Annotated in this window: 20 protein-coding genes and 2 tRNA genes; all 22 read left to right on the top strand. The window is 46.2% G+C overall.

Features of this window, described 5'->3' with window-relative positions:
* The first annotated feature begins 46 nt into the window (after nt 1-46).
* The 22 genes from folP (at nt 47) to tyrS (ending at nt 26,477) form a co-directional block, all read left to right on the top strand.
* On the top strand, nt 47-856 hold the full coding sequence (folP, locus tag DWX57_RS10965; RefSeq protein WP_015533887.1) for a dihydropteroate synthase: 810 nt from the start codon (nt 47-49) through the stop codon (nt 854-856).
* A gap of 19 nt (nt 857-875) precedes the next feature.
* Nucleotides 876-1,694, top strand: a complete 819-nt coding sequence (gene folK, locus DWX57_RS10960) for a 2-amino-4-hydroxy-6-hydroxymethyldihydropteridine diphosphokinase (protein ID WP_120124212.1) — start codon at nt 876-878, stop codon at nt 1,692-1,694.
* Nucleotides 1,648-2,706: a prephenate dehydratase gene (locus DWX57_RS10955; RefSeq protein ID WP_243106223.1), complete on the top strand. Its 1,059-nt coding sequence runs from the start codon at nt 1,648-1,650 to the stop codon at nt 2,704-2,706. The genes folK and DWX57_RS10955 overlap by 47 nt, the downstream gene beginning before the upstream one ends.
* A gap of 26 nt (nt 2,707-2,732) precedes the next feature.
* Complete coding sequence (locus DWX57_RS10950; RefSeq protein ID WP_015533884.1) at nt 2,733-4,265, top strand: Ppx/GppA phosphatase family protein; 1,533 nt, start codon at nt 2,733-2,735, stop codon at nt 4,263-4,265.
* 3 nt (nt 4,266-4,268) lie between these two features.
* On the top strand, nt 4,269-6,389 hold the full coding sequence (locus tag DWX57_RS10945) for an RNA degradosome polyphosphate kinase (protein ID WP_120124210.1): 2,121 nt from the start codon (nt 4,269-4,271) through the stop codon (nt 6,387-6,389).
* Between the two features lie 296 nt (nt 6,390-6,685).
* Nucleotides 6,686-7,180, top strand: a complete 495-nt coding sequence (gene infC / locus DWX57_RS10940) for a translation initiation factor IF-3 (protein ID WP_015533882.1) — start codon at nt 6,686-6,688, stop codon at nt 7,178-7,180.
* 39 nt (nt 7,181-7,219) lie between these two features.
* Nucleotides 7,220-7,417 (top strand): 50S ribosomal protein L35, encoded by a 198-nt coding sequence (gene rpmI / locus DWX57_RS10935; RefSeq protein ID WP_004849138.1) that lies wholly within the window; start codon nt 7,220-7,222, stop codon nt 7,415-7,417.
* Between the two features lie 22 nt (nt 7,418-7,439).
* The gene (gene rplT / locus DWX57_RS10930) at nt 7,440-7,796 is read left to right on the top strand and encodes a 50S ribosomal protein L20 (protein ID WP_004849136.1); all 357 of its coding nucleotides are present in this window, start codon (nt 7,440-7,442) and stop codon (nt 7,794-7,796) included.
* 165 nt (nt 7,797-7,961) lie between these two features.
* Entirely contained in the window at nt 7,962-8,267 is a 306-nt protein-coding gene (locus DWX57_RS10925) for a hypothetical protein (RefSeq protein WP_015533881.1), read from the top strand.
* Between the two features lie 83 nt (nt 8,268-8,350).
* A tRNA-Leu gene (locus DWX57_RS10920) sits at nt 8,351-8,434 on the top strand.
* A gap of 71 nt (nt 8,435-8,505) precedes the next feature.
* Nucleotides 8,506-8,589: transfer RNA gene (locus tag DWX57_RS10915), tRNA-Leu, on the top strand.
* 138 nt (nt 8,590-8,727) lie between these two features.
* Complete coding sequence (locus DWX57_RS10910) at nt 8,728-9,759, top strand: efflux RND transporter periplasmic adaptor subunit (RefSeq protein WP_120124207.1); 1,032 nt, start codon at nt 8,728-8,730, stop codon at nt 9,757-9,759.
* A complete protein-coding gene (locus tag DWX57_RS10905) occupies nt 9,759-12,209 on the top strand; it encodes a biotin/lipoyl-binding protein (protein WP_120124205.1) in 2,451 nt (816 codons plus the stop codon). The genes DWX57_RS10910 and DWX57_RS10905 overlap by 1 nt, the downstream gene beginning before the upstream one ends.
* A 15-nt stretch (nt 12,210-12,224) precedes the next feature.
* On the top strand, nt 12,225-15,056 hold the full coding sequence (locus DWX57_RS10900; RefSeq protein WP_119999981.1) for an ABC transporter permease: 2,832 nt from the start codon (nt 12,225-12,227) through the stop codon (nt 15,054-15,056).
* 3 nt (nt 15,057-15,059) lie between these two features.
* Entirely contained in the window at nt 15,060-15,740 is a 681-nt protein-coding gene (locus DWX57_RS10895; RefSeq protein ID WP_015533878.1) for an ABC transporter ATP-binding protein, read from the top strand.
* On the top strand, nt 15,730-16,848 hold the full coding sequence (locus DWX57_RS10890) for an ABC transporter ATP-binding protein (protein WP_308936782.1): 1,119 nt from the start codon (nt 15,730-15,732) through the stop codon (nt 16,846-16,848). Before DWX57_RS10895 ends, DWX57_RS10890 begins: the two co-directional genes overlap by 11 nt.
* A 76-nt stretch (nt 16,849-16,924) precedes the next feature.
* Nucleotides 16,925-18,496: a hypothetical protein gene (locus DWX57_RS10885; protein ID WP_119999979.1), complete on the top strand. Its 1,572-nt coding sequence runs from the start codon at nt 16,925-16,927 to the stop codon at nt 18,494-18,496.
* Between the two features lie 323 nt (nt 18,497-18,819).
* Complete coding sequence (locus tag DWX57_RS10880; protein ID WP_243106222.1) at nt 18,820-19,155, top strand: metal-sensing transcriptional repressor; 336 nt, start codon at nt 18,820-18,822, stop codon at nt 19,153-19,155.
* 65 nt (nt 19,156-19,220) lie between these two features.
* Entirely contained in the window at nt 19,221-21,773 is a 2,553-nt protein-coding gene (locus tag DWX57_RS10875; RefSeq protein ID WP_120124202.1) for a heavy metal translocating P-type ATPase, read from the top strand.
* Nucleotides 21,774-21,786: 13 nt separating this feature from the next.
* Nucleotides 21,787-23,319 (top strand): cardiolipin synthase, encoded by a 1,533-nt coding sequence (gene cls / locus DWX57_RS10870; protein WP_015533874.1) that lies wholly within the window; start codon nt 21,787-21,789, stop codon nt 23,317-23,319.
* 15 nt (nt 23,320-23,334) lie between these two features.
* Nucleotides 23,335-25,110 (top strand): O-antigen ligase family protein, encoded by a 1,776-nt coding sequence (locus DWX57_RS10865; RefSeq protein WP_120124200.1) that lies wholly within the window; start codon nt 23,335-23,337, stop codon nt 25,108-25,110.
* A gap of 146 nt (nt 25,111-25,256) precedes the next feature.
* Nucleotides 25,257-26,477 (top strand): tyrosine--tRNA ligase, encoded by a 1,221-nt coding sequence (tyrS, locus tag DWX57_RS10860; RefSeq protein WP_120124198.1) that lies wholly within the window; start codon nt 25,257-25,259, stop codon nt 26,475-26,477.
* Nucleotides 26,478-26,680 lie beyond the last annotated feature (203 nt).

Below are 26,680 nucleotides of genomic sequence, written 5' to 3'. Positions count from 1 at the left end.
GGGTAGCACGTCATGTGCGGATATTTAATATCTGGAGGATAAAAGGATGATAATAGGAAACAAGACATTTGAGAGTGGAAAAGAACCTTATGTGATGGGGATACTGAATGTGACCCCGGATTCATTTTCGGATGGAGGACAGCATAACACCATGGACACAGCTCTGTTTACCACAGAGAAGATGATAGCTGAGGGTGCTGTGATAATAGATGTTGGCGGTGAGTCCACAAGACCTGGATATACAAAGATATCGGATGAGGAGGAGATAGAGAGGACCGCACCGATCATCGAGGCGATAAAGAGAGATTTCGACGTGGCAGTATCACTCGACACATACAAGTCTGCGGTGGCTGAGGCGGGTATACATGCAGGTGCAGATCTCATAAACGATATATGGGGACTGAAGTACGATGAGAAGATGGCGGCTGTCATAGCGAAGTACGACAAGGCGTGCTGTCTTATGCACAACAGGGAGAACACAGATTACACAGACTATCTGGCTGATGTTGTATCAGATCTGGATGAGTCGGTTAACATGGCTCTGGCAGCAGGCATAGACAGGGACAAGATCATGGTGGATCCGGGAATAGGATTTGCAAAGGATCTGCATCAGAATCTGCTCCTCATGAACAATCTGGAGCTGCTCCACAAATGGGATCTTCCGATACTCCTCGGAACGTCGAGAAAGTCGATGATAGGACTTACACTTGATCTTCCAGTGACCGAGCGCGAGGAGGGAACAGTTGCCACATCAGTGCTTGGGCTTGTGAAGGGCTGCGATTTCTTCAGAGTACACGATGTGAAGAGCAACTACAGAGCACTCAAGATGACGCATGCGATGCTGAGTGCCAGATAACATATAGCGGAGGTGCGGTATGGACAGTATCAATATAAAAGGACTTGAGGTATTTGCACATCACGGAGTGTACAGGGAGGAGAATGTCCTTGGACAGAAGTTCGTGGTGGACGTATCCATGCAGGTGTCGACCCGGGAGGCCGGCAGAAGTGATGATATAAGAAAATCTGTGAACTATGGCAGCGTGTGCGATGACATACAGAAGGTCATGAAGAACAGAAATTATAAATTGATAGAGACTGTGGCTGAGGAGATAGCAGACATGATACTTCTCACTTACGATGATGTGAGAGGGGTAAATGTGACGGTGAAGAAGCCGTGGGCTCCGGTCATGGTACATGTAGATACAGTGTCCGTGTCCATAAGCAGAAAAAAGCACACAGCATATCTTGGACTTGGGTCAAATATCGGCGACAGGGAATCATATCTGGACATGGCCATAGATGAGCTGAACAAGGATAAATACACCAAGGTGACAAGAGTATCAGATTTTATAGAGACCGAGCCGTATGGCGGCGTTGAGCAGGATGATTTCCTGAACGGCTGTCTGGAGATAGAGACGCTCAGGACTCCTGAGGAACTGCTGAGACTGGTGAATGGAATAGAGAAAGAGGCGGGAAGAGAGAGGCTGATCCACTGGGGACCGAGAACTCTGGATATCGATATCCTGCTTTATGATGATGTCGTGTATGACAGTGAGGATCTTCATATACCACACGTGGAGATGCACAAGAGAGAGTTTGTACTTGAACCGTTGTCCGCGATAGCGGGATACAAGAGGCACCCGCTGCTTGGCAAGACAATATCCGAGCTTCGTGCCGGGCTGGACAAACAGTGACAAATTTGACACTTCAAGTGGAAGGATAGATAGAATGAATACATTGGAAGAGATAAACAGTCTGGAGGAGCAGATACAGCAGCTTATCACCAGAAAGAATGAGCTTATCGACAGAGCGTGTGTTGAGGGCAGAGATATTGCGCTGGCACATATAAGCTCTGATGTGGTGAGCGGGTTTGTGCCCGTGGATCATCTGAAGGTCGATAAAGACACGGTGGTTGTATACCAGGGTGTTCCGGGGGCTTACAGTCATCAGGCTATGCATGACTATTTTGGCAAGGATATAAAGAATGTAAATGTTGCAAAATTTGAGGATGTCATAGAGACGGTGAAGAGAGGCAAGGCTGATTACGGAGTCCTGCCCATAGAGAATTCCTCTGCCGGATTTGTGAGTGGTATATATGATATGGTTGGTAGCAGCGGCCTGACCATCGTGGGCGGAGACGAGGTCAAGGTAGCACATATGCTCATGGGAGTTCCGGGCTCAAAGCTTTCTGATATACAGACTGTATATTCCCATCCGCAAGGGCTTCTGCAGTGCAGTGAATTCCTAAACAGAGCCGGATACGCACAGTGCCCGGTTGCGAACACTGCAGTGGGTGCGGTGAAGGTCAGGGATGAAGGTGATATTACCCAGGCTGCCATAGCGAGCGCTCTTGCCGCAGATATATACGGACTTGAGATACTCAAGGACGATATAGTCAACAATGAGAACAACACAACGAGATTTATCATACTGTCAAAGAAAAAGGAGTATGTGAAGAGTGCGGGAAATATATCCGTATGCTTTGCACTGCCACATGAGAGTGGAACCCTTTACAGTATACTTGGACATATAAAACATAACGGGCTCAATATGACAAGCATTGAGTCGAGGCCTCTCAGGGGAAGAAAATGGGAATATTCATTCTTCATAACTCTTGAGGGAAGTCTCATGGATCCGGCGACGATAGATGCGCTGGACCATATAAATAAGGATTCTATGGATTTCAAGATAATTGGAACATACTGATAAGTAACATGAAAGGTGGGGTAGATATGGCAAGTAAGGTATTTGCAGCCATCGATGTAGGTTCTAACGAGCTGTCAATGAAGGTGTATGAGATAACTCCCAAAAAAGGGGCGAGGGAGATCGATTACGTCAACAGCACAGTTGAGCTCGGAAGTGATACCTACAACAGTGGCAGGATAACCGAGGATTCCATAATGAAGGTATGTGAGATCCTCAACAAATTCCGCAGGAAGATGAGGGAATACGATGTGCGTGAATACAAGGCGTATGCATCGTCCGCTGTGCGTGAGGCGGAGAATTCAGTCATGGTCCTTGAGAGGATAAAGCAGCACACAGGCATCGACGTCTCAGTGCTCAGCAACTCGGAGCAGAGATTCATGAACTACAAGGCGTATGCGGCAAAGTCGAAGTTTGAGGATGCCGACACGAAGAACAGGGCGCTTCTGGACATAGGAGCGGGAAGTCTTCAGATATCTATATTTGACAAGCAGAATCTGATCCAGACACAGAACCTTCCTATAGGAGCCGTGAGAATAAGGGATTATCTGGCAAAATACGGCGCAGACACGGTGGCTCTGGAGAATATCATGGAGGAGTTCGTATCGAACTTCATAGAGGAGTTCAGGAACCTCTTTATAAACGATAAGGACATCAAGAGCATAATAGCTATAGGAGACGGAATCGCAAATCTGAAGAAGGTCGGACCGGAGCTGAATATCACAGACAAGATCACAAGAGATCAGTTCCGCGTGCTTTATCACAAGGTAGTTGAGACCACCCCGGAGGTCCTTTCAGAAAAATACGGTGTGCCATACGAGAGGGCGACACTGATGCTTCCGATGGCGATCATTTACCAGTCATTCCTCGACAACTCAAGGGCGGAGGATATCATCACGCCGGATGTTACGTTCTGTGACGGAATAGTTGCCGATTATATGGATAAGAACGGAACGCTTCTGCTGAATAAGAATTTCGACGAGGATATCATTGCATCGGCAAACAGCATAGCCAAGAAGTATAAGGTCAACAGGAAGCACACACAGAATGTGACGCAGAACGCACTGGATATATTTGATTCCTTCAAGAGCGTCCACGGACTCGGAAGGAGAGAGAGACTGCAGCTCCAGATCGCAGCCATGCTCCACAGTTGTGGCAAATTTGTAAATATGAACGAGGGCACCATGATGTCCTATCACATAATCATGTCCACGGAGATACTTGGACTGTCCCACAAGGAGAGGGAGGAGATTGCAAATATTGTGAAGTTCAACGAGTATTATCTCCCTTCACAGACAAAGGCACAGGTATCGCTGATGACTGCGGATTACATGAAGGTCGCCAAGCTGGCATCCATACTGAGACTTGCGGATGTCCTTGACAAGAGCCACAGGCAGAAGATAAGTGATATGAAGTTCAGCTTCAAGGACTACGTGCTCACGATGACGGTAGATACACTGAATGACATTACGCTTGAGGCAGGGGTGTTCAAGACCAAGACTGAACTGTTCAGAAAGGTCTTTGGAGTGAAGCCTGTGTTAAAACAGAAAAGGGGGTTGTAAAGGATGGCAGATAAGAATCCGATATTTTATAACAGAGAGCTCAGTTGGCTTGAATTTGACAAGAGATGTCTGTCCGAGGCGAAGGACAGGACCATTCCTCTGTTTGAGAGAATAAAGTTCCTGAGTATAACGGCATCCAATCTGGATGAGTTCTTCATGGTAAGAATAGCATCACTCACGGATATGGTGCATGCCGGATACACCAAGAAGGATATAGCCGGAATGACGGCGCGGGAGCAGCTTGACGCACTCCATGCCAGCACCAAAGAGTTCATGAAGAACCAGTATCAGACACTGAACAGATCCCTCATCCCTCAGCTTGCCCAGAACGGATTGAAGCTTGTGAGACACCATGAGGATCTCACTCCAAAGCAGGCAAAGTACGTGGACAAATACTTTGAGAAGGATGTATACCCGGTACTCACACCTATGGCGGTGGACTCGTCCAGACCATTCCCGCTGGTGCGCAATAAATCACTGAATATAGGTGCACTCATATACGATAAGAAAAAGGACGTGACGGATATAGCGACCGTCCAGGTTCCATCTGTACTTCCAAGGATCGTGAGACTTCCTTCTGAGGAGAAGGGCGTTACCGAGATAATTCTTCTGGAGGAGGTTATCGAGAAGAACCTTGACAAGCTGTTCCTGAACTACGACATAGTGTGTGCATATCCATACCGTATCATGAGAAATGCAGACTTCTCCATAGATGAGGAGGAGACCGCAGATCTGCTGAAGGAGATCGAGAAGCAGCTCAAGCAGAGACAGTGGGGCGAGGTCATAAGACTTGAGGTGGACGAGGCCATGGACAAGAAGCTCCTTAAGGAGCTAAAGAAGCATCTCGGAGTCGATGACGAGGTCGTATACAAGATCAACGGACCTCTTGATCTTACATTCCTCATGAAGGTGAACGGCATAGATGGTTTTGACCATCTGAAGTATCCTAAGTACAAACCGCAGCCTGTACCTGGAATGGGTGATTACAGCCATATATTTGACAGGATAAAGAAGGGAGACATCCTTCTGTTCCATCCATATTATGAGTTCACTCCGGTCATTGAGTTCATAAAACAGGCGGCAAATGATCCTGATGTCCTGGCAATCAAGCAGACACTTTACCGTGTCAGCGGCAATTCACCTATCATCGCGGCACTTGCACAGGCTGCCGAAAATGGCAAGCAGGTAACTGTTCTCGTCGAGCTCAAGGCAAGATTTGACGAGGAGAACAATATAGCGTGGGCCAAGAAGCTGGAGCAGGCGGGCTGTCATGTTATCTATGGCCTTGTGGGTCTTAAGACACATTCCAAGATCGCACTGGTTGTCAGACGCGAGGAGGACGGAATCAGAAGATATGTGCATCTGGGAACAGGAAATTACAATGATCAGACCGCAAAGCTTTACACTGACATGGGACTTCTCACCTGCAGCGATGCCATAGGAGAGGACGCGACGGCGGTGTTCAACATGCTGTCAGGATATTCAGAGCCGAAGAAGTGGAACAAGCTTGCAGTTGCCCCAATCTGGCTGAAGGACAAATTCCTCATGCTGATAGGCCGTGAGGCAGAGAATGCGAGACAGGGCAAAAAGGCAAGGATAGTTGCCAAGATGAACAGTCTCTGTGATTCGGTGATCATGAATGCGCTCTACGATGCCTCAAAGGCAGGCGTAAAGATCGAACTCATCGTCAGGGGAATATGCTGTATCAAGGCAGGAGTTCCGGGGCTTTCAGATAATATATCAGTAAGATCCATAGTTGGAAATTATCTTGAGCACTCGAGAATATTCTATTTCTACAATGACGGATTTGAGGATATATACATGGGAAGTGCGGACTGGATGCCTAGAAATCTGGACAAGCGAGTTGAGATAACGTTCCCTGTAGAGGATCCGGAGCTTAAGAAGAAGATAAAGAATATCCTTAAGATACAGCTTGAGGATACACTCAAGGCTCACATCATGCAGCCTGACGGCTCATATGCGAAGCAGGATCTCAGGGGCAAGGCAAAGCTTGATTCACAGATGTATTTTGTGAAGCTTGCGCAGGAGAGTCAGAAGCCGGTGAAGGAAGAGGACAATGACAGGGTGTTCATCCCGGTTGAATCCCACGGCGATAATGAGTGATATAAAGGCAGCACAGAGGCATATCGACAAAAGAAAAATAACAGTTGACACACGGCTGGCGATGTGGTATTCTACCATTGCTGTGTGAAACAGTGAACATAGAAGCAGAGTATCCACTCTCACCTCAGCATGGTCTGACATGACTCGGGTTAATATTTAGCTTAGAAGATTTACAGGGTTTCCCTGAGCTTGAATATGCTTTGTATTAAGAAAGTGGATAGATGGTTCTATCCACTTTTCTTATGTCAGAGAATTGAATTTTAAAAGTGTGGAGGTAGAGAGTCATTAGCGATTTAATGATCAACGAACAGATTAGAGACAGAGAGGTACGACTCATCGGAGAAGATGGTCAGCTTGTTGGAATAATGTCATCCAGGGATGCATACAAGATGGCTCAGGATGCAGGACTTGATCTTGTGAAGATAGCACCTAAGGCACAGCCACCGGTGTGCAAGATAGTTGACTATGGTAAGTATCGTTATGAGCAGGCCAGAAAAGAGAAAGAGGCCAAGAAGAAGCAGAAGACCATGGAAGTCAAGGAAGTCAGACTTTCACCGAACATCGATGCGAATGACCTTAATACCAAGATCAATCAGGCAAGAAAATTCCTTGAGCATGGCGATAAGGTTAAGGTTACACTGCGATTCAGGGGAAGAGAGCTTGCGCATGTAGAGCAGTCAAAGGTTATTCTTGACAACTTTGCTGAGAAGCTTGCAGAGATAGCAGTTATCGATAAGCCTGCTAAGTTTGAAGGAAGAAGCATGATAATGTTTTTAACACAAAAGCGTTAAATTATTATAGACATATAATTCAAGGAGGAAGTAAGTAAAATGGCTAAATTAAAGACAAAAAGAGCAGCAGCTAAGCGTTTCAAGAAAACAGCTAACGGCGGTTTAAAGAGATCTAAAGCTTATAAGAGTCATATCTTAACAAAGAAGACCACTAAGAGAAAGAGAAATCTTAGAAAGGCTACAATGACAGACGCAACAAACGAGAAGGTAATGAAGAAGATATTACCTTATATCTAATAGATCAGGAGGAAGAAAACCAATGGCAAGAGTTAAAGGCGGAATGAACGCAAAGCAGAAGCACAATAAGGTATTAAAGCTTGCAAAGGGCTACAGAGGAGCAAGAAGCAAGCAGTATAGAGTAGCAAAGCAGTCAGTTATGAGAGCACTTACATCTTCATACGCTGGCAGAAAGCAGAGAAAGAGACAGTTCAGACAGCTCTGGATCGCTCGTATCAACGCAGCAGCAAGAATGAACGACATCTCATACAGCAAGCTTATGCATGGTCTTAAACTGGCAGGTGTTGACATCAACAGAAAGATGCTCTCAGAGATGGCTATCAGCGATGCTGAGGGATTTGCAAAGCTTGTTGAGGTTGCAAAGGCACAGTTATCATAATATAGAATCTTCTATATATAAGTAAAAAGAACCGGATGTGGTATAAACTTACACATCCGGTTCTTTTGTTGCGCGAAAAGGTTTTATAATTCGGAGGCGTATGCTATAATTATAGAGGTTAAGGGGATGACCAATGAGAGTAAAGACACAGAGTAGGAGGCACATATGTTCGTAGAGAGAATAACAAAGGATCAGATGAAGATGTTTCTTGAGACTTTTGCTTGCTGTAGTGAGCAGAAGAACCTCGTTATGAGACTTAACTATGCAGGAAAGGAACCGTATCTGGATGTGACCAGGTTCAGCAATGGTCTGGTATATACTGATTCATATTATGATTTTGACAGTACATACTGCAGTAATCTTTGGAATAAGTTTCTGTATACACAGTTCACACATGAGTATTACACAGCGTTCAAGGAGTACCTTATGAAGGATGTGGACAGAAAGCTCACTAATATGATAAAAATCTGAAAAAAGTTGTTGACTTTGTATTCGATAGATGGTATTATCTTATTCGTTGGTGACGAGCACAGAAGTCGACATCACATAAATATGCGGGAGTGCTGGAATTGGCAGACAGGCTAGACTAAGGATCTAGTGCTGGAAACGGCGTGTGGGTTCAAGTCCCATCTCCCGCATTTTTATTTTGAAAGTCCTATGGAATTTCGGATGTGAGAGAATGGACGGTTATCAATTACATATAGAATATGCGGGAGTGCTGGAATTGGCAGACAGGCTAGACTAAGGATCTAGTGCTGGAAACGGCGTGTGGGTTCAAGTCCCATCTCCCGCATTTTTTATTTCGAGAGAAAGCTTAAAACATAAGCTTTCTCTTTTTTTTAACTAATATTAACTCCCGGGAGATTTCCTTGATATATGGGCTGACAGGGGGTAGAATCAAATATATTCATAAAAACAGGAGGAATATAGCGTGTCAAAAGCGATATTCAATAAGAAGGTTCTGGCGGCAGCGATTGCCGGTCTGATGTCCGTGTCGCTGGTTGGTTGCGGAGGCAGTACCGGTGGACAGACAGGAAGTTCCAGAATAAATATAGAGCCGTATAGCAAGGTGGAATTCAATACGGATCAGGTTAAGAGCGGAGATATCCAGTCCTCATTAACATTGGAGCTCAAGCCTGATGGTTACAGCAGCAATGATTACTCGATACAGCAGTCTGACTACAAGGTTCAGGAGGTCAAGGTAAAAGAGGGCGATAAGGTGGCCAAAGGCGATGTGATGATCCAGTTTGAGGCCAAGGATATCCAGAAGACCATAGATCAGTATACGGATCAGAAGGAGCGGGATCAGCTTCTTATAGACCATTACAACAGGCTGGCGAGCATAGACAGCAGCCAGGATTACTCCAGTGACATATCCGCGGCGAAGGAGGATATGGATCTGGCGGATACATACATCAAAGAGCAGAACGAGAGAATGAAGGAGTATCAGGTCATTGCAGACAAGAACGGAACAGTGACTTATGTCAACTCAGATCTGCAGTATGGATATGTCACAGCGGGTGATACGCTCATAACGGTGGATTCGGGTTCGTCTGATTATGTATCAGAGACTGCGGATTCATACGAATTCAAGGAGGGGCAGACCTACGATGCTGATTTTCAGGAGGCAACATTTACACTGAAGCTCACGAAGTGTGAGAAGTATACAAGCTCTGCCACCGGAGAGGAGATGCAGAAACTTACATTTCAGCCTGTCAGTGATATGACCGGAGTGACCGAAGCGGATACCCTCAAGATGGTCATAGATAAGCCGGTTGTAAAGAACGTTGTATATGTGAATAAAAAGGCTGTGTTTGACGGCTCGGATGAGAAGAAGTATGTGTACACTGTAAATGAGGACGGATACAGGAATGCGGTAGAAGTTACCGTTGGAGATACGGTGGATGATTATACAGTTATCAAATCAGGACTGAAGGCCGGAGAGCAGGTGGTGATAAATTGATGAGACAGAATATTATGCATAAAGGCAGCACACGGACAAAAAAGAATATGACCGCCAGAATAGCATGCCTGATAATGTCATTTGTCATGGCAGGAGGAATGGCGGGCTGTGGCAAGGAGAACAGCGAGAAGGTTCCTGAGCTCGTTGAACCAGTAAGTACAAACGAGGCATACAGACCGGTCACATATGGAGATATAGGCAAAAAGGTCATCAAGACCGGAACGATAGTCCCAACTGACTATTGTTATTACTATGACACATCTGTGACTCTGTCAAAGGTGTATGTGAATGTGGGCGATGAGGTCAAGAAGGACACGGTTCTTGCAGAGACCGACAGCAATGCATCCACAGCATCGGGAGACGATGGCAGTGATACAGATTCAGGCTCAATAGTGGGTGATTCTTCAACATCGATGGATGGGGACGACAGCTCGGGAGCTGATTCCCAGGATGTGAAGAAGTATTCACATGAGATCAAGCAGAAGATATATGAGCAGAATCAGGCTGAGCTGGACTGGAAGATAAAGGCGTGCGAAGAGATCGGTGATTCAAAGGGCGCTGCAGAGGCCAGAACAGAAAAAGCCATAAATGAGGAGAACAACAGGTACGATAATCTTTTATATGAGTATGAGCAGAAAAAGCTCACACAGCAGGACGAGGATGAGGACAAGGTCAAGCAGAGCGGAACGCTCAAGGCAGACCGTCCGGGCACGGTAACATACGCCAAGAAGATAAGCGGCAGTGAGAATACTGTCGGCGGCGGTGAGAACGTGGTCGTGGTTTCAGATTACAGTGATCCATATATAGAGATAACCGGTGAGAGCTTCAAGAAGAATACATACAGCATGTATAAGAACATGTACACTGTGATAAATGGAAAGCAGTATGACATAGTGCCATACAACTACACCAATCAGGAGATAGCTGTGGCACAGAGCAAGTCAAGTCTTCCATACACAAGATTTAAGCTCAAGGGTGTGAAGGATGCAGATAAGATCCTCAGCGTGGGCAACACGGTGTCACTGTATTTCAGTACATCCGATGCAAAGGACGTACTCACAGTGGGAAATGATTCCATATACGAGGAGAACAACCAGAAATTTGTATATGTCAAGACAGATTCCAGTGAGAAGGAGCGCAGGGATATAGAGACCGGTGCCAGCGACAATAACTACACAGAGGTAGTCAGCGGACTCAAGGAAGGCGATCTTGTCTACTACGCTTCAGATGCGGTCATGCCTAGTGATTACACAGAATACACGGTGGCACTCGATTCATATACGAAGACAGCAACGGTGAAGAGCGATTCGTTCTCGGTGGAGGACCTCAACAGTGTCAGCTACACTGCACCATGCGATGGACGTTTCACGTCACTCAACGTCAAGAAGGGCCAGAAGGTTAAGAAGGGGGATGTGCTGTTTGTCATTGACAGTGGCGGCGGAACAGCGGCGGTCAAGGATATAGATAACCAGATCAGCGAGGAGAACCAGACTTACAGTTCGGATCTCAAGGATTTTGATGATCAGATAAATGAGCTTACAAATGAGATTACGAGATACCAGAAGGGTAAGGTGGCAACGCCGACGGATGCAGAGAACACTCTCTACATGGCGGAGCAGCTCGTGTGCCAGAGAAATGTTGTTACATACAACAAGGATCTTAGGATATATACACACAATGCAACCATCAAGAGCTTAAACGCACAGAGAGAAAAGCTCAACAAGAACAATGATGGAAGCGGAAAGATAACTGTCTACGCTGACCAGGCGGGAACAGTCCTCTCGGTTGGCGCGAAGACTGATGTGGCTGTCAAGGAAGGTGCAAATGTACTCACAGTCGGAAGCAACGACAATGTGATCCTGGCGATATCCATATCAGAGGGAAAACTTGCTGTAAACCAGAAGGTTTCAATATCAAATAAGAACAACAGCGGTAAGAAGATAAGCGGAGTGTGTGTCGGAAGCACCGGAGACAGCTCCAAGTCATATATCAGTACTGATTCAGAGGGCGGGGTTCACGTAACCAAGTGTTCAGGCAGTGATGAACTGAAGTATTATATAAAGGTTGATGATGCAAGCTTTTACAAGAAGCCGAAGTCATATCAGGTCAGCTACCCGACAAAGTCCTATGAGAACGTAGTCATGATACCTAACAACATGATCTATCATGAGACGAGCAAGAACAATTCAAATGAGTATGACTATGTATGGCTCATCAAGGATGATGAGATCATAAAGCAGTATGTCACTCTCGGCGAGGCAGACAAGACCAAGACGGTTATACTGTCAGGTCTTTCAGAGGGCGATGTCATAGCTAAGGAATCAGGAGCAACATCCACCGGTGGCTCATCGAGTTCATCAGATGGTTCCGATAATTCAAAGTCAGGCGCAGACAGCCAGTCGGATGGCGGATCGGATTCATCTGGCGGAGATGCGACAACAGCAGAGTAGCAGAGAGGAGATATAATGTTTAAATTTTTATCACATAAATTATTGAACAAGAAGTGGTTAAATGCATGTCTCCTGCTTGGAATCATATTGCTGGTGGCTGTTGCATCGTGCAACCCAATGTTCAAAAACGGAGCGCTGGATATGCTCATGTCGTCCAAGTTTGACGCGGCGATGGTAGAGCAGAACAAGTATCCGGCAACTATCGGCAGATCAGGCTCATGCGCGGTAGACGATTATGCCGATGCCGATGCAGTGCTTGGCAGGATCGGCAAATATGAGGACATGTGGAACTACTACATGGAGATAGATGCTCTGCAGAAGCAGACCAGCCTGTCACTTCAGGCGGGTTACACCCAGAGCAACCTGAATCACAGGACCAGCTTCAACATGACATATATGCCACAGATAGAGGATCATGTGAACATAACATATGGGACGTCACTCGAGGATGCCAAGACAGAGGATGGTGTGTATCCTTGTATCATCTCACAGAGAAACCTTGACAAATACGGCCTTGTCGTTGGAGAGGTATTCAGCATAGATACCGGACTCAGCGATGCCGTTGACTCACAGGGCAATCCTATGAAGTATCAGATCGTAGGTGTATTTGAGGAGAAGGATTACTCAGACAGCTTCTGGTATGACCAGCTTGCAGATCTCGACAGCGAGGTATATGTGAAGAAGGATGACTTCAACGACATGATAGGCAAGTACGGCTTCCTCACAATATACTACGTGGATCACGTCATGCTTGACTACTCACAGATAACACACAAGAATGCCATGGACACGCTGTATTATCTCCAGTCATTTGAGAAGTCAGATAAATATTTTGAGCAGAATTTCAGCAGTGTGCTCATAGATTATAAAGGCGATGCAAGAACCATCGGTATAATCATATGGGTTCTGGAGCTCCCAATACTGGTTCTGCTTCTGGCATTCATTTACATGGTATCAAGTCAGATACTTGAGATGGAGGATGGAGAGATCGCCATGCTCAAGAGCCGTGGTACCAGCACGAAGCAGGTTCTCGGAATATACCTTGGACAGTCGGCGATACTGTCGGCGATAGCCATAGTGATAGGAATCCCTATAGGATATCTTCTGTGTAAGCTTGCGGCAAGCACGGATTCGTTCCTGCAGTTTGGATTTAAGGATACACATTTCTATGGAGTAGATCCGTGGATGATAGTATACAGTCTGGCTGCCGCTGTTATAGCTATATTATTTGTGACACTTCCGGTGTTCAAATACGCCAAGAACTCCATAGTAGAGCAGAAGAGCAGAACAGGAAAGGTAAATTACAAGCCATTCTGGGAGAAGTTCTTTGTGGACGTCATCCTTGTGGCACTTTCAATATACCTCCTGTACAATTACAACAAGCAGAAATCGACGATAGCACTCGATATACTTGCGGGTTCAAGACCTGATCCGGTCATCTTCCTGAACTCCTCACTCTTTATATTTGCAGTGGGACTTCTGGTGCTCAGACTCATCAAATACCTGATAAGACTGATATACAGGATCGGAAGAAAGAGATGGTCACCGGCTGTGTACGCATCATTCCTGCAGATCACACGTACGGTCAAGAAGCAGGGATTCATATCGGTGTTCCTTGTAATGACAATAGCCATGGGTATGTTCAACTCGAACATGGCAAGAACCATAAATAAGAACAAGACACAGCGAATAGATTACAATCTGGGAACGGATCTTGTGGTACAGGAGCAGTGGACCAGAGGAACATACATAGACAAAGACAAGAAGACCCACTGGTATTACACAGAGCAGGATTTTGAGAGATTTACAAAGCTCGAGGACAGCCTGTGCGACAAGGTGACAAGAGTCATATACGACGACAATACCGTCATAAAAGCGGGCGGCGAGGAGTTGGCGGGCAGCGTACTCATGGGTATCAACACCAAGGAGTTCGGTGAGACGGCCAGACTGCAGAGCGGACTCAACAAGGAGCACTGGTACAATTACCTGAATGATCTTGCAACAGTGTCGAATGGAGTCATCATTTCATCAAACCTTGCAAAGAAGTACAATATAAAGGTTGGAGATTCCATAAACTATGCGAGATACAGTCCTATTGCAAGCAAGGAGAAGGAGGAGATCGCATCTCCTAGCGGAACGGTATGTGCCATAGTGGATGCATTCCCAGGATTCCAACAGTATGTGTATGAGAAGGATTCCGAGGGAGAGATGCAGGAGGTGGAGAGATACCTCGTAGTTGCCAACTATGCATATGTTGTTGGTGCATTCAGTCAGACACCATACCAGGTATGGATGCATCTCAAGGATGGTGTGGACTACAAGGATGTACTTCAGGCACTCAGTGATGAGGATGTCAATATAGTGCAGTATGAGAGTGTGGATAAGGATGTGTCAGAGATGCAGGAGTCACCTCTGGTGCTCATAACAAATGGTCTGTTCTCACTGTCATTTATCATAGCGATCATACTTTGTACGGTGGGATTCCTGATATACTGGATAACATCCATCAAACAGAGAGAACTTCTGTTTGGTATCTACAGAGCTATGGGTATGAGCATGCGTGAAATCAACAAGATGCTCATAAATGAGCAGATATTCAGCTCGGTACTTGCCAGTCTGGCGGGATACGGAGTTGGTGCTGCGGCTACGGCGCTTTTCGTCAAGCTGGTTGCCGTGGTTTATCTGCCGGAATCACACAACATAGCGATATCGATAGCTGTGGATCCTTACGACATCATAAAGCTCACAGCGGTTGTTGTATTTATGTTTGTTGTATGTTTCGTAGTCATAAGAACTATATTGAAGAAGATGAATATAACACAGGCATTAAAGCTGGGGGAGGATTAATCTATGGATGAAATTATGATAGAGGCACATGGAATCAAACGCTGTTTCAGACTTGGAAGCGGAGAAGATTTCTATGCACTCAAGGGAATAGATATAACAGTCCCGGCTGGAAAGCTCACTATACTCAAAGGTCGTTCAGGATCGGGTAAGACGACACTGCTCAATATCCTGAGCGCGCTGGATGAGCCTACTGAGGGCGAAGTGATAGTCGGCGGCCACGTGTACAGCGAGATGAACGAGAAGGAAAAGGAGAAGCTGAGAAGATACAATATAGGATTTGTATTCCAGTCGGTTGCCCTGATCCCGATTATGAGTGCGTATGAGAACGTCGATTTCGGACTCAGACTTGCGGAATATGAGGGCAACAGGGATGCCCGTATAAAAGAGGTACTCGATCTGGTGGGACTGTCATCCAGAATGACGCATTTCCCAAATCAGATGTCAGGTGGTGAGCAGCAGAGAGTTGCCATAGCCAGAGCGGTGGCTCATAAGCCAAAGGTAATATTTGCGGATGAGCCTACAGGAGCCCTTGATACGGCTTCGGGACTTGCAGTCATGAAGCTGTTCCAGGAGCTGGTGTACAAGGAAGGAATAACGATAGTCATGACGACACATGATCCGAAGCTTATGGAGCTCGGTGATGTAGTATATGAGATAGAGGATGGTGAGATAGTTGAGCGATAAGCATTTATTCAGAAAAAAGAAGAACGATGCTGTGGAGCCTGAAACTATAGCACCGGATGTGGAGACACAGGACATGGAGAACACGGATGGCCAGGAGACGCAGGAGTTCGTGTACGGCATGGATCTTCAGGAAGACGAGGGCACTGACAGCGGGAAAGCCGTGGAAGCAGATCCTGAGGCTGGCACAGATAAAGAAGCCGGCGGGGAACGCCTTGGTTCTGAGGAGAATATCATAGAGTGTGACAGCCTTGTCAAGATATACAAGACTGACGATGTGGAGGTCATGGCTCTTCAGGGCCTGGAGCTCAACATCAAATACGGCGAGCTCATGGCGGTCATCGGAAAGTCGGGATCAGGAAAGTCCACACTCCTCAATATGATCGGAGGACTTGAGAGACCTACGGCCGGAAAGCTGTATGTCGACGGCAAGGATCTGTTTGCGATGACGGATAAGGAGCTTGTGGAGTACAGAAAGCACACTGTAGGATTTGTGTGGCAGAAAAACTCCAGAAACCTTCTGCCATATATGACAGCCATAGAGAATGTTCAGGTACCTATGTACTTCGATAAGAGCAACAAGGAAGACAAGTATGCAAGAGCCCATGATCTGCTCTGCAGAGTGGGACTTGAGGACAAGATAAATTCATATCCATCCCAGATGTCAGGTGGTGAGCAGCAGAGAGTTGCCATAGCCATAGCCCTTGCGAATAATCCGAAGATACTTCTTGCGGATGAGCCTACAGGAGCCGTGGACAGCAAGACATCCAACATGATACAGGATCTGTTCAGAAAGCTGAACGAAGAGCTCGGGATAACGATAATCATAGTTACACATGATATAAGTCTTGCAAATAAGGTGGGACGTGTGGTTATGATTGCGGACGGCAAGATTAGCACAGAGAAGATCATGAAGGAATCTTACAAGGACAGAATGAACGAGCTGACGACAGATGGCTTCTCATCTGATGATTCACATGAGGAGTTCTCGATACTCGATAAGGCAAATCGTGTACAGATAAGCCCTGATATGCTGGCTGCTGCCGGAATCGACAGCAATAAGGTCAAGGTTCAGGTTGTTGACGGCAAGGTCATCATCACAAAAGAGTGATAGCAGATGGTGTTGTGTCAGCGGGGAAAATATATTATAATTACTTCAATTAAGTAAGGAAAGGTTGGTATTTTATATGAGAAAAGCGGGTTACAAAAAAGCGGCGGCGCTGCTTTTGGTGACATCACTTGTGGCAGGAACTGCGCTCACAGGATGTGGCAAGAAGAAGGTGGATTACAACATGGGAGACGACGAGAACGGCGGTGGCGGCGGTAAGCTGGCATCAAGACTCGACGTACCGGAGTCATACAATGGCAAGCTTGAGGGTATCAATGCAGATACAGGTCTCACAGATGTATCCATAAATGCCACAGAGATAGAGGTGCCTGACACAGATAAGATGTCAGTGCTTTACTATGAGCGTAACAATGTAGACAATGACTATAAGAAGCGTGTGTGCGAGAATATATTTGACGTGAGCGCCGGTGTATATGTATATAACTGGGATAAGCCATACAAGGAGGATGTACAGAGAGAGATAGATTCACTTCAGGCTATGATGGATCAGGCAACATCGGATGATGACAAGAGCTATTATGAGGATTACATGAAGACCCTCAAGGATCAGCTCAAGACAGCGTCTGATACGAGAGAGGGTGCCGGAGATTACAGTGGAGACACATTCGTCGGATCTGTAGGGGACAACGAGTTCATTGTAACATTCTATGGAAGTGGCGATGACATGTCCACAGGCGGTGGATTCTCACTGGATTACTATCCATCGGATCAGCTTATACAGTACAGACCTAAGGATGGCGCAACAAGTGTATACTGCTACAGCAGTGAATATTCTGACGAGGAGGCTTCCGCAAACACAGCTTCTATCAGTGCGGCAGATGCTGAGCAGAAGGGAACAGATTTCCTTGCATCATGTGGAATCTCAGATGTCATAGAAACAAGTAATTTTGATCTGCTGTGGGATTACAGCGATGCATCAAACAGCACAGTTGCCGCAGAGAAGAATGGTTACATGGTAACATATAAGCGTTCTGTGGACGGTGTGGCTCCATATACACCTAATGTATACGGCCTTGACACACTCGCAACAAGTGATGAAACGTGGTATGACACCATGGATGAGACATTCCAGCTCGGCATTGATGACAATGGACTTATCTCAGCATATTGCCTTGATTCCTTCAGAGCAACAGGAGACAAGAAGGACAATGTTGATCTTATAAGCTGGGATGATGCACTCAAGAAGCTTCCGGAGGCTGTAAATAAGTATTACACAGACAACAAGACACAGTACAGCACCATTGAGTTCAACGATGTAAGACTTACATACTACAAGCTCAAGGATGGAGATAAGTACACATACAGCCCTGTATGGGTATTTGCACAGTGCGACAAGATGGAGGATGGAAGCCTCGATAAGGATTATCCAATACAGCTCATCATGTTAGATGCTACCACAGGAGATATGATAGATCTTAAGGATGTCCTGAACCAGCAGACATATGATTCATCTGTAGTTGATTCTGTTATTGACAGTGATTCAGATTTTGATATAAGTGACGACAGCCTCATTGATGAGACTGATATAACTGATACTGACGATGCAGACAGCAGTGATGAGTCAAGCGCAGATGCGATTGATATCGGAGATGCTGATATTGACATGGGCGATCAGGATACAACAGAGTAAATAAAACTCAGACATATAGGTTAAAGGAGAAAAACCCTCATAGACTGATAAAGTGGTATAAATATTGGTCTATGAGGATTTTTTATTGTTGACACATACCCCTAGGGGGTATATAATCCGTGGATGAAAAGAGAATTTAACAGCCGTAATGTGCAGATAATAAACAGATGGCATATATGCAGAGTCATTTGAAATGTGAACAGAAATGGCTGATGTACAAGGGATGTGTCAAGTTTTCTATGAAAACTTGACATGTAGCTCCAGCCATTTGCCGAAGGCAAATTTTGCATGGCTGGAGTTCAATAAGGATGGAGGAAAGATATATGGAAGAACATAAGAATTGCTGCTGTCATCATGGCGGAGAGATAAGCGATGTGGAAGCCAGGGTGAGGACAAGGACAGACGAGGAGTATAAGAAGCTTCTCAACAGACTGAACAGGATAGAGGGGCAGATAAGAGGCGTGAAGAGTATGCTGGAAAATGATGCCTATTGCACAGACATCGTGCTCCAAGTGTCGGCGATCAATGCGGCACTCAACAGCTTCAACAGACAGCTCCTTGCCGAACATATCAGGATCTGTGTTGCAGACGATATAAGAAATGGCAAGGATGATACTATAGAGGATCTGGTAAATACGGTTACCAGACTTATGAAATAGATATGTCAGTTATTGGCAAGTGCAGTTACGAACTGACTGATGCTTGATAAAGGAAGGTGAAATATATGGACAAGTACAATGTGACAGGAATGACATGCAGTGCATGCAGTGCAAGAGTCGAGAAGGCCGTATCCAATGTTGAGGGAGTTACCTCGTGTCAGGTGAATCTCCTGACCAACTCCATGATGGTGGATGGAACAGCCGACAGCGGAACTATAGTGGCTGCAGTTGAGAAGGCAGGATACGGTGCGAGTCTGGCGGGTGGAAGATCCGCTGGTGGAAATACTTCACATTCAGGTGGGAAGAGCAGCGGTTCCGGTGAGAGTGAGGCGGACAAAGAATTTGGAAAAATGAAGAAGAGACTGGTGGCATCAGTTATAATTCTTATTCCCCTCATGTATATATCAATGGGACATATGATGTGGAACTGGCCGCTGCCAAGCTTCTTTGACGGCAATCATGTGGCGATGGGACTCACGCAGATGCTGCTAACCATAATTGTGATGGTGATAAATCAGAGATTCTTTGTGAGTGGATTTAAGGGAGCTATACACGGCTCGCCTAATATGGATACACTTGTTGCCATGGGCTCAGGTGCCTCATTCATATACAGCGTGTACGTGCTCTATGCCATGACAGCGGCGCAGACAGCAGGTGACGGTGAGCGTGTCATGACGCTCATGCATGATTTTTATTTTGAATCTGCGGCCATGATACTGGCGCTTATAACAGTCGGCAAGACGCTTGAAGCATATTCAAAGGGAAGAACCACGGACGCACTCAAAGGTCTGATGGATCTTGCCCCGAAGACAGCCGTTCTCATCAGGGATGGTGAGGAGGTCACCGTGGATATAGACGAAGTTGCGGTTGGAGATATATTTGCCGTTAGACCGGGTGAGAGCGTTCCTGTGGACGGAGTAGTCCTTGAGGGGGATTCCGCCGTGGACGAGTCAGCTCTCTCGGGTGAGAGCATACCTGTGGATAAAACTGCAGGAAGCCGTGTGTCTGCGGCGACGATCAACCAGTCGGGTTATCTGAAATGTCGTGCTACACAGGTAGGTGCGGATACCGCACTGTCCAAGATAATAGATATGGTAAGTGATGCGGCGGCTACCAAAGCTCCAATAGCAAAGCTTGCTGATAAGGTTTCGGGAGTGTTTGTACCTGTTGTCATACTGATAGCATTTATCACGATGATAGTGTGGATAATAGTGGGTAAGGATGCCGGTTATGTGCTGGCGAGAGGAATATCGGTACTTGTTATAAGCTGCCCATGTGCACTTGGACTTGCCACACCTGTTGCGATCATGGTGGGAAATGGAATAGGTGCCAAGCACGGAATACTGTTCAAGACTGCGACTGCTCTTGAGGAGACAGGAAAGAGCAGCATAGTGGTCATGGACAAGACCGGAACGATCACAAAGGGAGAGCCTGTAGTGACGGATGTACTGGCAGCCGAGAATGTCAGTGGTGACGAGCTGATGCAGAAGGCTGCGGCTCTGGAGAAGCTGTCAGAGCATCCTCTGGCAAGAGCTGTGGTTGGATACTACAGTGAGAATTACCAGACAGGTGATGCACAGAAGGATAAAAATTATGAGGTATCCGATTTCAAGGCTGTTGCGGGCAACGGTCTGATGGGAAGTTTGAACGGCAGAAAGATCATCGGCGGAAATATGGATTATATAAAGGGATATGCAGATGTACCTGAGACGATGAAGGACAGTGCGGAGAAGGTATCACAGCAGGGAAAGACACCTATGTTCTTTGCCGAGGAGGCTGACGGAGATTACAGAGTCCTTGGAATAATAGCCGTGGCGGATACTGTGAAGGAGGACAGCGCTGAGGCCATAAGCCAGCTTCAGTCAATGGGACTTTCAGTAGTTATGTTAACCGGTGATAATGAGAGAACCGCAAAAGCCATAGGAGAGCAGGTCGGCGTGGACAGAGTAATAGCGGGCGTGCGTCCGGACGGCAAGGAGAGCGTTGTGCGCGATCTCATGCAGAAGGGGCATGTGATCATGGTTGGTGATGGAATAAATGATGCCCCTGCACTCACAAGGGCAAATATAGGAATAGCCATAGGTGCAGGTACTGATATAGCCATAGATGCTGCGGATGTTGTTCTCATGAAGAGTGAGCTCACAGATGTTCCGGCGGCCATAAGACTCAGCAGGGCAACAGTTAAGAACATAAAAGAGAATCTTTTCTGGGCATTTATATATAATATAATTGGAATACCACTTGCCGCCGGCGTGTGGATCCCGATATTTGGCTGGACGCTCAATCCTATGTTCGGAGCGTTTGCCATGAGCCTGTCAAGTTTTTGTGTTGTTACAAATGCGCTGAGGTTGAATTTGACAGACATTTATGATAAAAATAAAAGATATAGAATCAAGGAGGACAAAGTTATGACAAAGACAATGAAGATCGAAGGTATGATGTGTGGACATTGTGAAGCCAGAGTCAAGAAGAGTCTTGAGGCCCTTGACCAGGTGCAGGAGGCTGTAGTCAGCCATGAGACAGGAACAGCGGTTGTCACTCTCAAGGCAGACGTTGATGACAGCGTGCTCAAGAAGACAGTAGAGGATCAGGATTATAAGGTGACATCAATTCAGTAAAGGCAGGAAATATATGAAGAAGATACTGAACAGATTGCTAAGCAGAATGGTAATAACGTGCTTTCTTGTGGTCGTCCAGTTGGCGATCATGATACTGGGGGTTGTTTTTCTTCAGGACAGATATATCTATATATCGGGTGCTCTCAAGCTGCTCAGCGTAATAGTTGTAATGTATCTTATAACAAAGGATACTAACCCTATGGTAAAGATGGCATGGATGGTGCCGATACTCATATTCCCGGTGCTGGGAGGTCTCATGTATGTGCTCTATGGACATGTGCTGATACCTAAAAAACTCAGAAAGAATTTTCTGCGGGTTCTCCAGCAGGAGGTATATGAGAACGTCAAGGGGGACAACTGGGTCCCAGCGGAGAATTTAAAGTCGGAGCCTACATACAGGATATGTAATTATATGGAGAATGTGGCTGAGGCGCCTCTGTACAAGCATACCAGTGTAAAGTATTATGCCATAGGCGATGATGTGATGGATGATCTCATCAGAGACCTGGAGAGTGCGGAGAAGTATATATTCATGGAATATTTCATCGTGGACAAGGGATATATGTGGGATACCATACTGGAGATACTGAAGCGCAAGGCTGCAGAGGGACTTGATGTCAGGTTCATGTATGATGACATCGGATCTGTGTTCAATGTGCCGAAGTATTACTGGAAGGAACTTGAATCCTACGGTATCAAATGTATGGCGTTCAATCAGGTGGTTCCATTCTTTGCCACTATCTTCAATAACAGGGATCACAGGAAGATCACTGTTATTGATGGCAAGATAGCTCACACTGGCGGTTACAACATGGCTGACGAGTATATCAACAAGATAGAGAAGTACGGCAAATGGAAGGACAGTGGAGTGAGACTTGAGGGCGAGGGCGCCTGGAGCTTCACTGTTATGTTCCTTCAGATGTGGAACAGCTTCAGATATTCAGAGGGAAGCTACAACAACTATAGACCGGCGGAAATCGACTATAGTGGCGTAAGTGACGGATATGTTCAGCCGTACAAGTCCAGTCCTCTGAGCGGAGAGAATGTGGGTGAGAATCTGTACATGCAGATGATAAATGATGCACAGGAGTACATTTATATATTTACCCCATATCTTATCGTGTGTAACGAGCTCATGATGGCACTGAAGCTGGCAGCCAAGAGGGGCGTGGATGTGCGTATTGTTACGCCGGCCATCCCGGACAAGAAATATATATACAAGATGACCCAGTTCAGCTACAAGGAGCTGCTTCTGGCGGGTGTGAAGATATATCAGTACACGCCTGGATTTATACATTCAAAGACACTGCTCATGGACGGCAAGCTTGCATCTGTGGGCTCTATCAATCTGGATAACAGGAGCTTCTATCACCACTTTGAGTGCGGAACTCTTCTGTATGACTGCAAGGCCATAGAAGATGTGAAGAAGGATATGATGGATACATTTGCCGAATCGGAGGAGATAGATATTCCGTGGTGCAGAAATAACATAAGCAGGGTGAATATACTTGGTGCGATACTCAGATTATTGTCACCGCTTTTATAAAAGGAGTATAGCCGTATGGGCAGAAAAGACAACATTGCAGGAGACGGCAGGCGGGAACTTCAGAACGGAATAACCACGTTATTTCTTATATATATGGGGGCTGCGTATCCCCTGATAATTCATGACAGATATTTTGATATAACAGTAACCAAGTACAGGGCGTTTTATATTGCACTGTGCATTTATGCGGTGCTTATGGTGCTTGCGGTGTTGGTGGATGTGCTTGGACGAAATGTCAGCACAGGGCATGGACAGCGGAGCTCCGGTGGCAACGTGGATGTCTCTGAAGGGGCGGCACACGGTAACGGATTTATCGGACGCCTGAGACATTTTATGGATATGCATAATATCATGGCCATGGATATATTAATGGCAGGATTTGTTCTGGCAAATGTTCTGGCATTCTTTATGTCAGGGAATAAGGCAGCAGCATATACAGGCGAGGAGGGCAGAAGGTGCGGACTTCAGTTCGTGCTGCTGGCATTTTTCCTGTATGTGTGTATGGCGAGATATTGCAGGATAAGGCGGTATGTGGTGGTCATATTCATGCTTGCAGGCTCATTTGTGGGAATTGTCGGCATATGCCAGTTCATGGGATATGATTTCCTTGGACTCAGGGAAGGGCTGATGCAGAGCATAAGAAATGTATACATATCCACATTGGGCAATATCGACATATTTGCAAGCTTCCTGTGCGTGCTGGTTCCGATGGCAGCCGGGGCGTATATCAGCTCGGAGGGAAAAGAGAGCATAGTGATACGGATAACAGCAGTCATCGCTGTGCTCACAGGAACAGGTGCGGTGATCATATCCAATGCAAACCTTGCATACGCAGGTGTGGGCGGTGCCATGATAGCTGCGTGGATATGGGCGTCATACCGAGGAAAGATAAAAGAATTTGCGGATGTATGCCTGGTCATGGCGTGCGGAGTCCTGGCGATCAGTATTATGCTGGGACAGACGGACAGTGGATATTCGGAGCTTGACGGACTGAGCTGCTTTGTGAGTGACAGCCGGATGGTGTGGATAGTGTTCGTGGTCGTTCTCGTTGTATGGGCGGCCATAAGGCTGGCTTCAAAGTGGACTGTGAAGTTCCGCGGAAAGGCAGCACTTGCTGTATCGGTCGGCGTATCGCTTGCAGGCATCGTGGCTGCAGTGATATATGCGGTGCACAACCACATGGGTATATTTCCATTTGAGGATTCCTGGGGGAATTACAGGGGGTTCGTGTGGAGAAGACTCATGGAGGCGTACGGGGATTTCAGTGTTCCACAGAAGCTGTTCGGTTATGGAAATGAATCGGTGAAGTCGATCATGACGGACAGGTACTATGACGATATGATGAATACGGTGGGTGTTATATATGATAATGCTCACAATGAGTATCTGCAGTATCTGATAACCACAGGAATATTCGGTGCAGTGAGTTACGTGGGGCTGTTGGTTACTACAGGTGGTGCTCTTGTGAGAACCGCGGTATCAGGAGCTGTGATGAATGAGAATGAAAGCACGAGCAGTCGATACGCAGAAAGAAGATCAAAGGAGAAGAAGACCTCGAGAGATTCAAGGGCTGCAAGAGATTCAAGGACTGGCTTGGAGTGCCTGCTTGGGTACGTTGCGGATGAGGGCGGTATGATAGCTGTGCTGTTCGGGATAACCGGGTATGCTGTTCAGGCATTTGTCAATCTTAACCAGTCGCTCACAACGCCATACATATTCCTGCTCATAGCAATGGCAGGAGGACTGTGCCGCAGATACAGGTGTCGATCAGGAATCGGCGGCAGAAAATGATGTATGAAATATGATTTATAAGAAAATAATACAGGGAATTGTGTGTATATACTTGCCACAGTACATAGCAAAATGTTATAATATTTGCCTGTGTGGTGCTAGTGAACCGCACATTGAATAAATAAATACAGGAGGTCTAGAGGGACATGCAGATTTATGACGAGCTTGTAGCCAGAGGGCTTATAGCGCAGACAACAGATGAAGATGAAATTAGAGATTTAGTAAATAATGGTAAGGCAGTATTCTATATTGGCTTTGATCCGACTGCTGACAGCCTGCATGTAGGCCACTTCATGGCGCTCTGTCTGATGAAGAGACTTCAGATGGCAGGCAACAAGCCTATCGCGCTGATAGGTGGAGGTACAGCCATGATCGGTGATCCATCAGGCCGTACAGATATGAGACAGATGATGACAAAGGAGACTATCCAGCACAACGTTGACTGCTTCAAGAAGCAGATGAGCAAGTTCATAGACTTCTCAGAGGACAAGGCGCTTCTCGTCAACAATGCAGACTGGCTTCTCGACCTGAACTATGTAGATGTTCTCCGCGATGTTGGAGCATGCTTCTCAGTCAACAACATGCTTCGTGCAGAGTGCTACAAGCAGCGTATGGAGAAGGGACTCAGCTTCCTTGAGTTCAACTACATGATCATGCAGAGTTACGATTTCTACGCACTGTACCAGAAGTACGGCTGCAACATGCAGTTCGGCGGCGATGACCAGTGGAGCAATATGCTCGGTGGTACAGAGCTTATCAGAAGAAAGCTTGGCAAGGATGCATACGCCATGACCATCACACTTCTCCTCAACTCAGAGGGCAAGAAGATGGGTAAGACACAGAAGGGTGCTGTATGGCTTGATCCTAACAAGACATCACCATTTGAGTTCTACCAGTACTGGAGAAATGTGGCAGATGCAGATGTTCTGAAGTGCATCCGTATGCTCACATTCCTTCCACTTGAGGAGATAGATAAGATGGATAGCTGGGAGGGCAGCCAGCTCAACCAGGCAAAGGAGATCCTTGCATACGAGCTCACAAAGCTTGTACACGGCGAGGAGGAGGCTGCTAAGGCACAGGAGAGCGCAAGAGCACTGTTCTCAAAGGGCGTTGCAGCAGACATGCCATCAGTAACACTTGCAGCAGATGATTTCAAGGACGGTGCCATCGATATCGTGTCAGTTCTCGTAAAGTCAGGACTTGTAACATCACGTAACGAGGGCAGACGTGCCGTAGAGCAGGGAGGCGTTGCCGTGGACGGCGAGAAAGTGACTGAGGTTTCCGCTGCAATCCCTGAGGAGAAGTTTGACGGCGAGGGAGTTGTTGTGAGACGTGGTAAGAAGAACTTCAGGAAGGTTAGTAAGTAAGCACGCGAGAAAAGTATATAGGTTGACATATACAAATGTTTAGTATAATATAATAGATAAGAAAGCACTGGGTTGCACACGGAGCAACAAAGATCCGTGGCTATATTATTGCGATTATATCAATATAATGATTCGAGTGATACGAAGTACTTAGAGTACAATATCATATCCAGTATGAGGATTAGGTCATACGCTGATGCTTT

The sequence above is a fragment of the Coprococcus sp. AF19-8AC genome (genome assembly GCF_003603115.1).
In the GTDB taxonomy this organism is placed as follows: Bacteria; Bacillota; Clostridia; order Lachnospirales; family Lachnospiraceae; genus Coprococcus; species Coprococcus aceti.
This window is presented reverse-complemented; position numbering and strand designations above follow the sequence as displayed.

What these genes read in the sequence shown, in the direction of transcription:
- folP (WP_015533887.1), top strand. Translation starts at nt 47, where the DNA reads ATGATAATAGGAAACAAGACATTTGAGAGTGGAAAAGAACCTTATGTG.
- folK (WP_120124212.1), top strand. Translation starts at nt 876, where the DNA reads ATGGACAGTATCAATATAAAAGGACTTGAGGTATTTGCACATCACGGA.
- DWX57_RS10950 (WP_015533884.1), top strand. Translation starts at nt 2,733, where the DNA reads ATGGCAAGTAAGGTATTTGCAGCCATCGATGTAGGTTCTAACGAGCTG.
- DWX57_RS10945 (WP_120124210.1), top strand. Translation starts at nt 4,269, where the DNA reads ATGGCAGATAAGAATCCGATATTTTATAACAGAGAGCTCAGTTGGCTT.
- infC (WP_015533882.1), top strand. Translation starts at nt 6,686, where the DNA reads ATGATCAACGAACAGATTAGAGACAGAGAGGTACGACTCATCGGAGAA.
- rpmI (WP_004849138.1), top strand. Translation starts at nt 7,220, where the DNA reads ATGGCTAAATTAAAGACAAAAAGAGCAGCAGCTAAGCGTTTCAAGAAA.
- rplT (WP_004849136.1), top strand. Translation starts at nt 7,440, where the DNA reads ATGGCAAGAGTTAAAGGCGGAATGAACGCAAAGCAGAAGCACAATAAG.
- DWX57_RS10925 (WP_015533881.1), top strand. Translation starts at nt 7,962, where the DNA reads ATGTTCGTAGAGAGAATAACAAAGGATCAGATGAAGATGTTTCTTGAG.
- DWX57_RS10905 (WP_120124205.1), top strand. Translation starts at nt 9,759, where the DNA reads ATGAGACAGAATATTATGCATAAAGGCAGCACACGGACAAAAAAGAAT.
- DWX57_RS10900 (WP_119999981.1), top strand. Translation starts at nt 12,225, where the DNA reads ATGTTTAAATTTTTATCACATAAATTATTGAACAAGAAGTGGTTAAAT.
- DWX57_RS10895 (WP_015533878.1), top strand. Translation starts at nt 15,060, where the DNA reads ATGGATGAAATTATGATAGAGGCACATGGAATCAAACGCTGTTTCAGA.
- DWX57_RS10885 (WP_119999979.1), top strand. Translation starts at nt 16,925, where the DNA reads ATGAGAAAAGCGGGTTACAAAAAAGCGGCGGCGCTGCTTTTGGTGACA.
- DWX57_RS10880 (WP_243106222.1), top strand. Translation starts at nt 18,820, where the DNA reads ATGGAAGAACATAAGAATTGCTGCTGTCATCATGGCGGAGAGATAAGC.
- DWX57_RS10875 (WP_120124202.1), top strand. Translation starts at nt 19,221, where the DNA reads ATGGACAAGTACAATGTGACAGGAATGACATGCAGTGCATGCAGTGCA.
- cls (WP_015533874.1), top strand. Translation starts at nt 21,787, where the DNA reads ATGAAGAAGATACTGAACAGATTGCTAAGCAGAATGGTAATAACGTGC.
- DWX57_RS10865 (WP_120124200.1), top strand. Translation starts at nt 23,335, where the DNA reads ATGGGCAGAAAAGACAACATTGCAGGAGACGGCAGGCGGGAACTTCAG.
- tyrS (WP_120124198.1), top strand. Translation starts at nt 25,257, where the DNA reads ATGCAGATTTATGACGAGCTTGTAGCCAGAGGGCTTATAGCGCAGACA.